Below are 13,584 nucleotides of genomic sequence, written 5' to 3'. Positions count from 1 at the left end.
CTACACCTTCGCTAAAAGTGGGCCGCTGTCTTGGTTGTGATTTCGACAGCGGGCCAGAGAGATTACAGATTCCGCAGCGCTGCGACTACTGCGTCGCCCATTTCCTGCGTTCCCACCTTGCTGCAACCGTCCGACCAGATGTCGCCGGTACGCAGCCCCTGGTCCAGCACGAGGCTGACGGCCTTCTCGATCGCCTCGGCGGCGGCCTGCTGATTGAAGCTGTAACGCAGCATCATCGACACCGAAAGGATGGTCGCCAACGGGTTGGCGATGCCTTGGCCGGCGATGTCCGGCGCCGAACCGTGGCATGGCTCGTACATGCCCTTGTTGTCGGCATCCAGCGACGCCGACGGCAGCATGCCGATGGAGCCGGTGAGCATGGACGCTTCATCCGAGAGGATGTCGCCGAACATGTTGTCGGTGACCATCACGTCGAATTGCTTCGGCGCGCGCACCAGTTGCATGGCGGCGTTGTCGACGTACATGTGGCTCAGTTCGACGTCCGGGTAGCCCTTGGCCACTTCCTCGACCACTTCACGCCACAGTTGGCTGGACGCCAGGACGTTGGCCTTGTCCACCGAGCAGAGTTTCTTGCCACGCACGCGGGCCATGTCGAAACCGACACGGGCGATGCGGCGGATTTCACTCTCGCTGTACGGCAGGGTGTCGTAGGACTGGCGCTCGCCGCCTTCCAGCTCGCGGGTGCCGCGCGGTGCACCGAAATAGATGCCGCCGGTCAGTTCGCGGACGATCAGGATATCCAGGCCGGAAACGATTTCACGCTTCAGCGAGGAGGCATCGGCCAGTTGCGGGTAGAGGATAGCCGGACGCAGGTTGGCGAACAGGCCCAGTTGCGAACGGATCTTCAGCAGGCCGCGCTCCGGACGGATGTCACGCTCGATCTTGTCCCATTTCGGACCGCCCACGGCGCCCAGCAGAACAGCGTCAGCCTTGCGCGCACGCTCCAGGGTTTCGTCGGCCAGCGGCACGCCGTGCTTGTCGATGGCGGCGCCGCCGATCACGTCGTGCTCGAGGCTGAAGCCGAGCTGGAACTTGTCGTTGGCCAGTTCCAGCACCTTGACGGCTTCGGCCATGATTTCCGGACCAATGCCATCACCCGGGAGAATCAGAATCTGCTTGCTCATGCTTTCCTCTATTCAATTCAAGCGGCGCGCCCACGTGGCGCGCCGGAAAATTCAGTGTGATTTCAGCGCTCGGCCCACAGCACCAGGACATCGGTGCTGAAGGAGCCATCGGCTTCGATCCGGTAATACTGCCGCACTTCTTCGCCCATGGCCTGCTGCAATTGGAGGATGGCGGCGCGCATCGGCTCGGGAGTGCGCATCCGCTCGACCCACGAGGTCCACTCCAGACGCAGGCTCTGACGAGTGTGGCTGCGGACGAACAGGCCGGCCTCGCTGACCTGGCGCAGCCATTCGGCGGCGGAATAATCGCGCACATGGCTGGTGTCGCGCAGCACTTCGACGCTTTGCAGGTAGGTGTCCAGCAGCGGGCTGCCCGGCGACATCACATCGATGAAAGCCGCTACGCCGCCCGGTTTGAGCACCCGGCGAACCTCGCGCAGGGCCAGGCCCAGGTCGCTCCAGTGGTGCGCCGAGTAGCGGCTGAAGACGAAATCGAACGAAGCATCGGCGAACGGCAGGCGTTCGGCGGCACCGCGTTCGGTGACGATATTGCCGAAGCCGCGCTCGGCGGCACTGGCCGCGACCACATCGAGCATCTGCTGCGACAGGTCGTAGGCCACCACTTCGGCGACCAGCGGTGCCACATGGAAACTCACATGACCGGCGCCGCAACCCAGGTCGAGAACACGGGCGTTTTCATGCCCGCCTAGCTCGGCCTGGAGCAAGGCAAATTCGGTGCCCTGGGCATGTACGGCACTGCTCAGGTAGGCGCTGGCCTGTTCGCCAAACTGGCGCTGGACAACGTCCTTGTGGCTGCTGCTGGTCATCTTCTGTCTCCGGAGGCCGCTATCGCTGGCAAGCCAGCGATAGGGTCAACACATTATTTGGCGTCGCGGAACAACCACGGCTGGCTGGCACGATGTTTGGTTTCAAAGGCCGCAATGGCATCGGCGTCCTGCAGGGTCAGGCCGATATCGTCCAGGCCGTTGAGCAGGCAGTGCTTGCGGAACGCATCGATTTCGAAGCCGAGCACTTTGCCATCCGGACGGGTGACGGTCTGTGCCTGCAGGTCGATGCTCAGTTGATAACCCGGATCGGCTTCCACTTGCTTGAACAGCTCATCGACTTCTTCGTCGCTGAGGATGATCGGCAGCAGGCCGTTCTTGAAGCTGTTGTTGAAGAAGATGTCGGCGTAGCTCGGCGCGATGATGCTGCGGAAACCGTATTCTTCCAGCGCCCACGGGGCGTGCTCGCGGCTCGAACCGCAACCGAAGTTTTCGCGGGCCAGCAACACGCTGGCGCCTTGATAGCGGTCGTGGTTGAGGACGAAGTCGCGGTTGACCGGACGCTTGCTGTTGTCCTGGTACGGCTGGCCGACATCCAGGTAACGCCATTCGTCGAACAGGTTCGGACCGAAACCGGTGCGTTTGATCGACTTCAGGAATTGCTTGGGAATGATCTGGTCGGTGTCGACGTTGGCACGGTCGAGCGGAGCGACAAGGCCGGTGTGTTGGGTAAAGGCTTTCATGCTGCGCTCCCTTGGATCAACTCGCGTACATCGATGAAACGGCCGGTGACGGCGGCGGCGGCGGCCATGGCCGGGCTCACCAGGTGGGTACGACCACCGGCGCCCTGACGGCCTTCGAAGTTCCGGTTGGAGGTGGACGCGCAATGCTCGCCGCTCTCCAGGCGGTCCGGGTTCATCGCCAGGCACATCGAGCAGCCCGGTTCACGCCATTCGAAACCGGCTTCGAGGAAGATCTTGTCCAGGCCTTCCTGCTCTGCCTGGGCTTTCACCAGGCCCGAGCCCGGCACCACGATGGCCTGCTTGATGGTCGCGGCGACCTTGCGGCCCTTGGCGATTTCCGCGGCGGCCCGCAGGTCTTCGATGCGCGAGTTGGTGCAGGAACCGATAAAGACGCGGTCGAGCTGGATGTCGGTGATCGCCTGGTTGGCGCTCAAGCCCATGTACTTCAAGGCGCGCTCGATGGAGCCACGCTTGACCAGATCGCTCTCGGCAGCCGGATCCGGCACGCGTTGATCGACGGCCAGCACCATTTCCGGCGAGGTGCCCCAGCTGACCTGTGGCTTGATTTCGGCGGCGTCCAGTTCAACCACGGTGTCGAACACGGCGTCGGCGTCGGAGACCAGGTCTTTCCAGGTTTCTACCGCCAGATCCCATTGCTCGCCTTTCGGCGCGTAAGGACGGCCCTTGACGTACTCGATGGTCTTGGCGTCAGTGGCCACCAGGCCAACGCGGGCGCCGGCTTCGATGGACATGTTGCAGATGGTCATGCGGCCTTCGACGGACAGGTCGCGGATCGCGCTGCCGGCGAATTCCATCGCGTGGCCGTTGCCGCCGGCGGTGCCGATCTTGCCGATCACGGCGAGAACGATGTCCTTGGCGGTCACGCCGAACTGCAACTGGCCTTCGACGCGCACCAGCATGTTCTTCATTTTCTTGGCGACCAAGCACTGGGTGGCCAGCACGTGCTCCACTTCGGAGGTACCGATACCGTGGGCCAGCGCGCCGAACGCGCCGTGGGTCGAGGTGTGCGAGTCACCGCAGACCACAGTCATGCCCGGCAAGGTGGCGCCCTGCTCCGGGCTGATGACGTGGACGATGCCCTGACGCACATCATTCATCTTGAATTCGGTGATGCCATACTCGTCACAGTTTTCATCGAGGGTCTGCACCTGCAGACGCGACACCTGGTCAGCGATGGCCTCGATCCCGCCCTTGCGCTCAGGCGTGGTCGGTACGTTGTGGTCCGGGGTGGCGATGTTGGCATCGATACGCCAAGGTTTGCGATCTGCCAGACGCAGGCCTTCGAAGGCTTGCGGCGAGGTCACTTCATGGATGATGTGACGGTCGATGTAGATCAGCGCCGAACCATCGTCGCGCTGTTTGACCAAATGCGAATCCCAGAGCTTGTCGTAGAGCGTTTTGCCGGCCATCAGGCTTTCCTCATCAGCGTCTTTCTATGCCAATAACCACTTGGCTTGTACGGCTGATGCTATGGCGTTAGATTGAATAACTCAAATTCATAATTTTTATGCTTTGGATAACCAAAGGGAATCTGAAAACGTGGATCTGGCAAACCTCAATGCTTTTATCGCCATCGCCGAGACTGGCAGCTTCTCCGGGGCCGGAGAACGGTTGCACCTGACCCAGCCCGCCATCAGCAAACGCATCGCCGGCCTCGAACAACAACTCGACGTACGGTTGTTCGATCGCCTCGGCCGCGAGGTCAGCCTGACCGAGGCCGGACGCGCGCTGCTGCCGCGCGCCTATCAGATTCTCAACGTGCTGGACGACACCCGTCGCGCCCTGACCAACCTCACCGGCGAAGTCAGCGGCCGGCTGACTCTGGCCACCAGCCATCACATCGGCCTGCACCGCCTGCCGCCGCTGCTGCGGACCTTCACCCGGCAGTATCCGGCCGTCGCCCTGGACATCCAGTTCCTCGATTCGGAAGTAGCCTACGAAGAAATCCTCCACGGCCGCGCTGAAATCGCCGTCATTACCCTGGCGCCAGAGCCTCACAACCTGGTTCGCGCCGTGTCGGTGTGGGATGACCCGTTGGACTTCGTGGTCGCGCCGGAGCATCCACTGGCCTGCAAAGACGCGGTCAACCTCGCCGATATCGCCCACCACCCGGCGGTTTTTCCCGGCGGAAACACCTTTACCCACCATATCGTCCAGCGCTTGTTCGAAGCGCAAGGCCTGGTGCCGAACATCGCCATGAGCACCAACTATCTGGAAACCATAAAGATGATGGTTTCCATCGGCCTCGCCTGGAGTGTGCTGCCACGAACAATGCTCGATGAGCAGGTCGTTCCCGTCACTCTTCCGGGCATTCAGCTGTCGCGCCAGCTAGGCTACATTCTGCACACGGAACGAACGTTATCGAACGCAGCCAGAGCCTTTATGGCACTGCTCGACAGCCAAGCGAGACAACCCTGAGGCCGCCGGTAGCCCTGGAAGGCCTGTACCAAGGAAGCGTATCCGCCAAAGGTCTGGTATCGATGTCCAAATCACACCGTTTTCCACGGCTGCCGCGTATCCACGCGGCGGATCCCCAGGAGTCCGAGCAGACCTGGGAAAATGCGCCGCAATTGCTGGCCGCCCTCAACGGTGCCCGCCTGGGCGCCTGGTTCTGGGATGTCGAGACCGGCAGGATCAGTTGGTCCCGGGGCACCCAGGCGCTGTTCGGCTACGATCCGGACGTGCCGCTGCCCAAGGACCTGGACTACCTCGACCTGCTGCCCGCCGAAGACCGCGACCGCACCCTGCAGGCGTTTCACTCGGTGCTGGCCGGCGAACCGCTGGAGCAAGCGATGCGCCACCGCATCCGCTGGCCCGACGGCAGCCTGCACTGGCTGGAAATCAACGGCAGCCTGACCAAGGACAAGCACGGCCGTCCGCAGATGATCGGTGTCATTCGCGAAATCACCCGCCAGCGCGAGCGCGAGGCGGCGCTGATCAACTCGGAAAAGCGTTTTGCCACGCTGTTCCAGCTCAGCCCCAACGTGGTGCTGCTGAGCCGTCGGTCCGACGGGCTGATTCACGAGGTCAACCAGCACTTCGAGAAAACCCTGGGCTGGCCGGCGCAGGAGGTCATCGGCAAGACCACCATCGAGCTCGGCCTGTGGGCCCATGCCCCGCAGCGTTACCAGGTGCTGGAGGCAACCCGCGACAACAATGGCCCGGTGATTCTCGAAGTGCAGTTCTGCTCCAGCAGCGGGCAGATTCATGACGGCATCCTCTGTACCCAGACCATCGAGCTGGAGGGCGTGGCCTACCTGCTCAGCACCTTTATCGATACCAGCGAGCGCAAACGCGCCGAGCAAGCCCTCAAGGACAGCCAGGAACGCCTGGACCTGGCCCTCGACTCGGCGCAACTGGGCACCTGGGACTGGCATATCCCCAGCGGCATGCTCTATGGCTCGGCCCGCGCCGCGCAGTTGCACGGGCTGGGCCCGGTGCCGTTCCATGAGTCCTTCGACGCATTTTTCGAAGGCGTGCCGGAATCCGACCGCAGCAGCATGCGCCAGGCCTACCGCAGCCTGCGCGAAGGGCCGGCGGGCAATTATCAGATCACCTACCGCATCCAGCTGGAAAATGGCAGCTCGCGCTTCCTCGAAAGCCGGGCCCGTCTGTACCGCGACGAGCATGGCAACCCGCTGCGCATGGCCGGCACCTTGCTGGACATCACTGATCAGGTTGAGCGTGAGCAGCGCCTGATCAGCTCGGAAGAGAAATTCGCCGGCCTGTTCCAGGTCAGCCCCGACCCGATTTGCGTCACCCGCCAGGACAGCGGCCAGTTCATCGAGGTCAACCCGGCTTTCACCCAGACCTTCGGCTGGACCGCCGAACAGGTGCTGGGTCGCAATGCTGCGGAAATCGGCCTGTGGGCCGAGTCGGCCGAGCGCGCCAAACGCATCGAACAGGTGATCCGCGACCAGGCGCTGAACAATGTCGCCGTGGTGGTCAACCACAAGGACGGCCATCCGCTGACCTGCGTGATCTCCAGCCGCTTGATCAAGGTCGAGGAGCAGACCTGCAGCGTCACCACCCTGCGCGACATCACCCAGCAACAGCGCGCCGAAGCGGCGCTCAAGGCCAGCGAAGAGAAATTCGCCAAGGCCTTTCACTCCAGCCCCGACGCCATCACCATCAGCGAGCGCGACAGCGGGCGCTATGTCGAAGTCAACGACGGTTTCTGCCGGCTGACCGGCTACAGCGCGGGCGAAGTACTCGGGCGCAGCGCCCACGAAGTGGGTGTCTGGGCCGATGACAAACAGCACGCGATGCTGGTGGCCGAGGTGCAGGAACGCGGCCGGGTCAACCATCGCGAGATGCTCGGGCGCAGCAAGCGCGGCGAGCTGCTGACCCTGGAAGTCTCGGTCGAGCCCATCACCCTCAATGAGACCGACTGCTTGCTGCTGACCGCCCGCGACGTCAGCCAGCTGAAGAACGCCCAGGCCCAGATCCGCCACCTGGCCTATCACGACCCGCTCACCAACCTGCCCAACCGCGCGCTGCTGATGGACCGTCTGAGCCAGCAGATCGCCTTGCTCAAGCGTCACAACCTGCGCGGCGCCCTGCTGTTCCTCGACCTCGACCACTTCAAGCACATCAACGACTCCCTCGGCCACCCGGTGGGCGACACGGTGCTGAAGATCATCACCGCGCGCCTCGAAGCCAGCGTGCGCATGGAAGACACCGTGGCGCGTCTTGGCGGCGACGAATTCGTGGTGCTGCTCAGTGGCCTGGAAGGCACCCGCGAGGAAGTTACGGACAAGGTTCGCGAACTGGCCGATACCCTGCGCGAGCTGCTCGCCGAACCGATGTCACTGGACGGCCAGCGCCTGCAGGTGACCCCGAGCATCGGCGTAGCGCTGATTCCCGACCATGGTTCGACCCCGGCCGACCTGCTCAAACGTGCCGACATTGCGCTGTACCGTGCCAAAGACTCTGGCCGCAACACCACGCAACTGTTCCACACCACCATGCAGAAAGCCGCCAGCGAGCGCCTGCGCATGGAAAGCGACCTGCGAATGGCGCTGACCCGCGGCGAGCTGGCGCTGCATTTCCAGCCCCAGGTGGATGCCCGCGACAACCGCATCGTCGGCGCCGAAGTGCTACTGCGCTGGCACCATCCGCTGCTCGGCCAACAACAGCCCAGCCAGTTCATTCAGGTGCTGGAAGAAAGCGGCATGATCCTCGAAGTCGGCAACTGGATCCTCGATGAAGCCTGCGACGCCTGCTCACGCATGCTCCAGGACCGCCTGATCGACGCCGAGGATTTCAGCCTGTGCGTGAACATCAGCCCGCGGCAGTTCCGCCAGAACGACTTCGTCGAGCGGGTCCGCCGCAGCCTTGACGACTATCGCCTGCCCTACCACATGCTCAAGCTGGAGATCACCGAAGGCATCGTCATCCAGAACCTGGAAGACACCATCAGCAAAATGCGCGAACTGAAAGCGCTGGGGGTGAGCTTCGCCATGGACGACTTCGGCACCGGCTATTCCTCGCTGACGTACCTCAAGCGCCTGCCGGTGGACACGCTGAAGATCGATCAGTCGTTTGTGCGCGACGCACCGGTGGACACCAACGATGCGGAAATCGTCCGCGCGATTGTCGCCATGGCCCGCAGCCTGGAGCTGACGGTGATCGCCGAAGGGGTGGAATTGTCCGAGCAACTGGACTTTCTGCTGCGCCAGGGCTGCTTCCTGTATCAGGGCTACCTGCACAGCCGGCCGCTGCCCCTCAGCGCGTTTCGCGCGATGCTGCTGGAAACGCCGGCGGACTACTGATTTTCCGGTTTTCTCGCAGCCACAAAAAAGGGCGCCATTACGGCGCCCTTTTTCACAGCTCACCCACTTAGTTCAGAGCAGGCTTGTCCCCGTTGATCGGGATACGTTTGGCCTTGGCTTCTTCCGGCACGACCCGCAGCAGGTCGACGCTGAGCAGCCCGTTGGCCAGTGCCGCCGACTTGACCTCGATATGGTCAGCCAGACGGAACGACAGCTTGAACGCACGTTGGGCAATGCCCTGGTGCAGGTAGGTGACGCTTTCGTTGCTGCTGTCGCGTTTGCCGCCCGTGACGGTCAGCACGCCTTTCTCCACTTGCAGGTCAAGGTCCTGCTCCTGGAAGCCAGCCGCGGCAACAACGATTCGATAGTGGTCATCGCCATGTTTTTCAACGTTGTAGGGTGGGTAGCTGCTACCCGACTCATTACGCGCCGCGGATTCGAACAGGTCGTTGAAACGGTCGAAACCAACGGAATGGCGGAACAGTGGAGCCAGAGAAAAAGCGGTGGTCATGGTACATCTCCTGAAATATCAGCAAGTTGAGATTGACGCGACCCGACTTCGGCATCGCGTACTCCCTAGATATGGACCACCAGAATTATTTCAAGCGCTGTCGAGAAAATTTTCCTACGCCGCAGCGACGGGCGGTGGCACATCGATCAGCAGGCCGACCCGATCACAGTCGGTCTCGCGACGCAGTTCATTGAACAGTGCGACGGCTTCGGGATAGGTCCGGGTCAGCATCGCCACCCACTGCTTGAGACGGCCCGGCGCCTGGCGAGGGGTCATCTCTTCGCGAACCCGCAGCCAGAACATCTGGATCAGCGGCAACAGCGACTGCCAGTCCAGCGCCTGGAATTCCACGCCGTCGCGGACCGCGGCGATCTGCCGGGCCAGGTCTGGTCGTGACACCAGGCCACGGCCGAGCATGATGTCCTTCACGCCACTGATCTCGCGGCAGCGCCGCCAGTCGTCCAGGGTCCAGACCTCGCCGTTGGCGAACACCGGCACCTTGACCACGTCCTGCACCTTGGCCACCCATTCCCAATGGGCCGGCGGCTTGTAGCCCTCGACCTTGGTCCGCGCGTGCACCACCAGATGCGCCGAGCCACCGTCGGCCAGGGCCCGGCCGCAGTCCAGCGCGCCGTCAGGGCTCTCGAAGCCCAGGCGCATCTTCGAAGTCACCGGAATATGCGCCGGCACCGCCTTGCGCACCTCGCTGACGATGCGGAACAGCAATTCCGGCTCCTTGAGCAGCACCGCCCCACCGCGAGACTTGTTCACCGTCTTGGCCGGGCAGCCGAAGTTCAGGTCAATCACCGGCGCGCCCAGCTCGCAGGCCAGCGCGGCGTTGTCCGCCAGGCAAACCGGATCGGAGCCGAGCAATTGCACACGCATCGGTACCCCTGCGGCCGTCCGCGCGCCCTGCTCCAGCTCCGGTGCCATTTTGTGGAACGTGGCAGCGGGCAGCACCCGGTCGCAGACGCGAATGAACTCGGTGACACACCAGTCGATACCGCCGACCCGGGTCAGAACGTCGCGCAGGATGTTGTCGACCAGCCCCTCCATCGGGGCCAGGGCAATTTGCATGGGGGAAGACCTCGGAAAAATTGCGCACATAGTAAACGGGGATTGGGCAAATGGAAGGGCCGCGGGTCTCGGGTAGACGCTTGGTCGAAAAGGGCTGGGTCTTACAGGCTTCGAGGAAAGGGCCTGCGTGACGTCAGCGCTTTCTTGTTTGAGAGTTTCAGGTGCCCGAATCAGCGGGCAATCCTTCCCTATTCGGAGATATCACAAATGTTCACGTTCTTTGAGCCGCTTGCTTGCCGCAACCCTCGACGCGCCGCACAACAAGGAACGGGACATGCACATCAAAAAGAGCAATTACGACATTCTCAACTTCGACCATGAGCGGCGAAGGACGGAAACAGTGAAGGAGCAACCCGTTTCTTCGCTCGCCAGCGACGTGCACGGCCCGCTTGAAGGCAATCGAAACACCCTTGAACGCCCTGGCTTTTTCCGGCGAATACGATCAGCGCTTTCACGTTGGCTCAAACCAGCCGCTTCTCCATGAACACCCGATTGAAGCCGTGCTCGGCGCCCCGGTGAGTCTCGCGATAGCCCAACCGCTCGTACAGCGCCACATTCGCCTGCATCGCGGCGTTGGTGTAGAGCCGAATCAGGGAAAAACCGGCGTCCAGGGCGCGAGCCTCGGCGAAGTCGATCAGCCGGCGGCCATGACCCTGGCCCTGGAAGGCGGGATTGACCGCGACGTTGGAGAGCAGCATCGCTTCCGCCTCATGGCACAGCACAAGAATGGCGCACACATCGCTCCCCTGTTCCACCAGCCAGACCTGCTGCTGGCGGATCAGGTCGTCGTAATCGTCATCCAGCGGACCGGGGCGCACGCCGATGCTGGCGACGTAAGGCAGATAGGCAGCCTCCACGACGCCGCGAACCACAACGCCGTCCGCAGCCTCAGCCAGGCGAATCACGTCGGGTTGCTCAGCAGCGCCTGGCCGTAGCCTTCGAGGAATTCAGGTGGCATGCGTTTGGGTCGCCCTGTGGACAACTCGATGCAGACAAAGGTGGTTTGCGCGCGAAGCAGCGTGACGCCGTCGCTGGGGCGAACCAGCTGGAAGCGCCGGGTCATTTTCAGGCGCTGATCCCAGTCGACGATCCAGGTTGCCAACTGCAATTCGTCGTCTTCGTAGGCGCTGGCCAGGTAGTCGATTTCGTGACGAACCACCGCCATGGCCCGGTCCAGCCGACGGTACTCCGTCAGGTCCAGGCCGAGACGCTGCGAATGACGCCAGGCGCAGCGCTCCAGCCAGGAAACGTAGACGGCATTGTTGGCATGCCCCAGTCCGTCGATATCCTCGGCACCGACGCGAAGGTCGATGACGAATGGCGTTGCCAGATCCCAGCTCATGCCCGCTCCCGTATGTGATGAACGGGCAGAGTGTAACGGATGCTTACGCCGATTGGCGCAGCGGCATGTCACTTCGCTTGAGCAGGTCGAGAACGCCGGAAACCACTCGCGGATCGGCCAATACGCGCTGATGCCCCCCTTGCTCCAGCATCAGCAGGCGACTGTCGAACCAGGCGTCGTGGATCACCTGGGCTTCGCTGGCCGGGACCAGCCTGTCGTCCTCGGCGTGCACGATCAGGCCCGGCACTTCCAGTTGGTAACCACTGACATCCAGCTTCGCCACCGGCAAACCGACATCCCGTTCCACCTTGCGAATGAAGGCTGCCCGCGCCCGAGGCGGCAGGTTGAGGTGCCGGGCAAAACCGCGCAATACGCCCAGCAACCGCGCCGGCGCGGCGATGCTGACCACCGCTTCGGCACGCAGGCCCAGTTGCATCGCCAAGAGCACACTGGCGGCGCCCATGGAGTGGCCGATCACCGCCTTGAGCGGCGGCAATTCCGCCGCGGCCTCCAGCACGGCGCGGGCAAAGAGGCCAACGTGCGCCTCGTCACCCGGCGAGCGGCCATGGGCTGGGCCGTCCAGCGCGACCGCGGTGTAACCGGCGTCCACCAGGGTTTCGATGATCTTGGCGAATTGGGTCGGACGCCCTTCCCAGCCGTGCATTAACAGGACAGTCGGCCCTTGGCCCCAGCGCAATGCGGACAGACCGAAACGCAGAGTGATGCGCTCAGCCCGCTCCAGCACGGGCAACTCCCAGTCCCGCGGTGGACGGGTGTAGGGCGTCAAGAAAGCGCGGTGCATCTTGCTGGCGATATGCCCAGGGACCAGACGCCCCAAGGTGCCGTTCACGCCGCGAATCCAGCTCAAGGTATTCATCGCTTAGCTCCAGAGGGGTCGCTCAAATCACCGCCGTTTTGGCGGCACGCAGGATGCGATCGGACAGATCGCTGGTGCCCAGGGCTCGCGCCAGGGCCAGGCCGCCGACCATCAGCGCAAGGTCGGCGAGGAATTTGTCAGCCTCATCGGGGCTGTCGACCAATTGCGCGGTCATCATCTCGATGTGTTCGGCGAGCACGTCGCGGAAGGCATCGGGCAGTCGGGTCATTTCACTCAGGGACGTAGGCAGCGGACAGGCATCCCCGGTGGAGTCACGGTGCTTGCGCGATAGATAGAACGCGGCAACCAGCGCCCGCCGCGACTGGCCATCCAACGCCGGATCAACCTGGGACAACAAGGCACGACGCTCGCCGAGCAACTGGCTGAACGCTTCGAGCATCAAGGCTTCCTTGCTGTCGAAATGGGCGTAGAAACCACCAACGGTCAGGCCGGCAGCGCCCATTACCTGATTGACGCTGGGATCGGCGGGCCCTTGCTGGATCAGCGCGTGACGCGCGGCATCGAGGATGCGTTCGCGGGTTCTGGCTTTCTTGTCGTTCATGGCTCGCCTCCAAAATATTATGGTTGAAATATTATGCTCATAATATTTAAAAGCAAGCCTTTTGCCCCGCCGCTTGTCGCGCACGGGGCAAAAACTTTTTTCGAGGGAAAAAACAAAAGGCTCATTCAATAAGCGAATGAGCCTTGAAATCCCGCAAAGCGGGTAAAATGGCGTCCCCTAGGGGACTCGAACCCCTGTTACCGCCGTGAAAGGGCGGTGTCCTAGGCCACTAGACGAAGGGGACTTTAAACCTTCGTAAAGATCCGTTTTCACGAATCCTGGCGGAATTGGTGGAGCTAAGCGGGATCGAACCGCTGACCTCCTGCATGCCATGCAGGCGCTCTCCCAGCTGAGCTATAGCCCCAGATTTCTAGCCTCGCGGCCCAGCGACCTCTTTCGACATCGCTTGTGTAAAACTGGCGTCCCCTAGGGGACTCGAACCCCTGTTACCGCCGTGAAAGGGCGGTGTCCTAGGCCACTAGACGAAGGGGACGCAACCCTTCTACCATCGACCGGATCTTCGAACCGATCATGCCGGCAGTCGCTGGAATTGACTGCCAAGCTGGAAATTGGTGGAGCTAAGCGGGATCGAACCGCTGACCTCCTGCATGCCATGCAGGCGCTCTCCCAGCTGAGCTATAGCCCCACAATGTCGCTTTGAACTGAATCGCTTGGCTGGGTGCTTCGCGTTTCGTTTTCGTTCATCGCTGTGGACGGGGCGCATATTAAGTTCGGATCAAAGACCTG

13 protein-coding genes and 4 tRNA genes are annotated in these 13,584 nt (G+C 62.5%); 3 read left to right on the top strand and 14 right to left on the bottom strand.

Annotated features, from left to right (window positions below):
- Nucleotides 1-62: 62 nt before the first annotated feature.
- From leuB to leuC, 4 genes are all read right to left on the bottom strand, one after another.
- Nucleotides 63-1,145, bottom strand: a complete 1,083-nt coding sequence (gene leuB / locus NTD88_RS27030; RefSeq protein ID WP_262155374.1) for a 3-isopropylmalate dehydrogenase — start codon at nt 1,143-1,145, stop codon at nt 63-65.
- A gap of 62 nt (nt 1,146-1,207) precedes the next feature.
- Nucleotides 1,208-1,972, bottom strand: coding sequence for a class I SAM-dependent methyltransferase (locus NTD88_RS27025; protein WP_095155641.1), 765 nt, complete (start codon nt 1,970-1,972; stop codon nt 1,208-1,210).
- A gap of 53 nt (nt 1,973-2,025) precedes the next feature.
- The gene (gene leuD / locus NTD88_RS27020) at nt 2,026-2,673 is read right to left on the bottom strand and encodes a 3-isopropylmalate dehydratase small subunit (protein ID WP_095155640.1); all 648 of its coding nucleotides are present in this window, start codon (nt 2,671-2,673) and stop codon (nt 2,026-2,028) included.
- Nucleotides 2,670-4,103, bottom strand: coding sequence for a 3-isopropylmalate dehydratase large subunit (leuC, locus tag NTD88_RS27015; protein ID WP_262155375.1), 1,434 nt, complete (start codon nt 4,101-4,103; stop codon nt 2,670-2,672). Before leuC ends, leuD begins: the two co-directional genes overlap by 4 nt.
- A 130-nt stretch (nt 4,104-4,233) precedes the next feature.
- Between leuC and NTD88_RS27010 the strand changes: the two genes are divergently transcribed.
- Nucleotides 4,234-5,112, top strand: coding sequence for a LysR family transcriptional regulator (locus tag NTD88_RS27010; protein WP_262155376.1), 879 nt, complete (start codon nt 4,234-4,236; stop codon nt 5,110-5,112).
- Nucleotides 5,113-5,174: 62 nt separating this feature from the next.
- Nucleotides 5,175-8,468 (top strand): PAS domain S-box protein, encoded by a 3,294-nt coding sequence (locus NTD88_RS27005; protein ID WP_262155377.1) that lies wholly within the window; start codon nt 5,175-5,177, stop codon nt 8,466-8,468.
- A gap of 67 nt (nt 8,469-8,535) precedes the next feature.
- Here the strand turns inward: NTD88_RS27005 and NTD88_RS27000 are convergent, their stop codons facing one another.
- Both NTD88_RS27000 and NTD88_RS26995 read right to left on the bottom strand, forming a co-directional pair.
- Nucleotides 8,536-8,979: an Hsp20 family protein gene (locus NTD88_RS27000; RefSeq protein WP_095155636.1), complete on the bottom strand. Its 444-nt coding sequence runs from the start codon at nt 8,977-8,979 to the stop codon at nt 8,536-8,538.
- A 114-nt stretch (nt 8,980-9,093) separates the two neighbouring features.
- Nucleotides 9,094-10,056 (bottom strand): tRNA dihydrouridine synthase, encoded by a 963-nt coding sequence (locus NTD88_RS26995; RefSeq protein WP_262155378.1) that lies wholly within the window; start codon nt 10,054-10,056, stop codon nt 9,094-9,096.
- 274 nt (nt 10,057-10,330) lie between these two features.
- Here NTD88_RS26995 and NTD88_RS26990 point away from each other — a divergent pair, with 274 nt between their 5' ends.
- Nucleotides 10,331-10,540, top strand: a complete 210-nt coding sequence (locus tag NTD88_RS26990; protein ID WP_143501964.1) for a hypothetical protein — start codon at nt 10,331-10,333, stop codon at nt 10,538-10,540.
- On the opposite strand, the gene NTD88_RS26985 is transcribed toward NTD88_RS26990, so the two are convergent.
- The 8 genes from NTD88_RS26985 to NTD88_RS26950 all read right to left on the bottom strand — a co-directional run bounded on the left by NTD88_RS26985 (nt 10,518) and on the right by NTD88_RS26950 (nt 13,483).
- Nucleotides 10,518-10,961, bottom strand: a complete 444-nt coding sequence (locus NTD88_RS26985; protein ID WP_262155379.1) for a GNAT family N-acetyltransferase — start codon at nt 10,959-10,961, stop codon at nt 10,518-10,520. The two genes, NTD88_RS26990 and NTD88_RS26985, sit on opposite strands and share 23 nt — an antisense overlap.
- A complete protein-coding gene (locus NTD88_RS26980) occupies nt 10,958-11,398 on the bottom strand; it encodes an acyl-CoA thioesterase (RefSeq protein WP_095155633.1) in 441 nt (146 codons plus the stop codon). The genes NTD88_RS26985 and NTD88_RS26980 overlap by 4 nt, the downstream gene beginning before the upstream one ends.
- Nucleotides 11,399-11,441: 43 nt before the next feature.
- Entirely contained in the window at nt 11,442-12,275 is an 834-nt protein-coding gene (locus NTD88_RS26975) for an alpha/beta hydrolase (RefSeq protein ID WP_095155632.1), read from the bottom strand.
- 22 nt (nt 12,276-12,297) lie between these two features.
- Complete coding sequence (locus NTD88_RS26970; protein WP_095155631.1) at nt 12,298-12,837, bottom strand: TetR/AcrR family transcriptional regulator; 540 nt, start codon at nt 12,835-12,837, stop codon at nt 12,298-12,300.
- Between the two features lie 168 nt (nt 12,838-13,005).
- Nucleotides 13,006-13,081, bottom strand: a tRNA-Glu gene (locus NTD88_RS26965).
- A 44-nt stretch (nt 13,082-13,125) separates the two neighbouring features.
- Nucleotides 13,126-13,201: transfer RNA gene (locus NTD88_RS26960), tRNA-Ala, on the bottom strand.
- Nucleotides 13,202-13,254: 53 nt separating this feature from the next.
- Nucleotides 13,255-13,330 (bottom strand) — tRNA-Glu (locus NTD88_RS26955).
- Between the two features lie 77 nt (nt 13,331-13,407).
- A tRNA-Ala gene (locus NTD88_RS26950) sits at nt 13,408-13,483 on the bottom strand.
- Between the last annotated feature and the right edge of the window lie 101 nt (nt 13,484-13,584).

The organism is Pseudomonas sp. 20P_3.2_Bac5 (genome assembly GCF_025466035.1).
Lineage (GTDB): Bacteria > Pseudomonadota > Gammaproteobacteria > Pseudomonadales > Pseudomonadaceae > Aquipseudomonas.
The sequence above is the reverse complement of the archived record's forward strand: the minus strand, read 5'-3'. Positions and strand labels throughout refer to the sequence as shown.

Coding starts and splice junctions, on each gene's coding strand:
- leuB (WP_262155374.1), bottom strand. CDS start 1,145: ATGAGCAAGCAGATTCTGATTCTCCCGGGTGATGGCATTGGTCCGGAA.
- NTD88_RS27025 (WP_095155641.1), bottom strand. CDS start 1,972: ATGACCAGCAGCAGCCACAAGGACGTTGTCCAGCGCCAGTTTGGCGAA.
- leuD (WP_095155640.1), bottom strand. CDS start 2,673: ATGAAAGCCTTTACCCAACACACCGGCCTTGTCGCTCCGCTCGACCGT.
- leuC (WP_262155375.1), bottom strand. CDS start 4,103: ATGGCCGGCAAAACGCTCTACGACAAGCTCTGGGATTCGCATTTGGTC.
- NTD88_RS27005 (WP_262155377.1), top strand. CDS start 5,175: ATGTCCAAATCACACCGTTTTCCACGGCTGCCGCGTATCCACGCGGCG.
- NTD88_RS27000 (WP_095155636.1), bottom strand. CDS start 8,979: ATGACCACCGCTTTTTCTCTGGCTCCACTGTTCCGCCATTCCGTTGGT.
- NTD88_RS26995 (WP_262155378.1), bottom strand. CDS start 10,056: ATGCAAATTGCCCTGGCCCCGATGGAGGGGCTGGTCGACAACATCCTG.
- NTD88_RS26990 (WP_143501964.1), top strand. CDS start 10,331: ATGCACATCAAAAAGAGCAATTACGACATTCTCAACTTCGACCATGAG.
- NTD88_RS26980 (WP_095155633.1), bottom strand. CDS start 11,398: ATGAGCTGGGATCTGGCAACGCCATTCGTCATCGACCTTCGCGTCGGT.
- NTD88_RS26975 (WP_095155632.1), bottom strand. CDS start 12,275: ATGAATACCTTGAGCTGGATTCGCGGCGTGAACGGCACCTTGGGGCGT.
- NTD88_RS26970 (WP_095155631.1), bottom strand. CDS start 12,837: ATGAACGACAAGAAAGCCAGAACCCGCGAACGCATCCTCGATGCCGCG.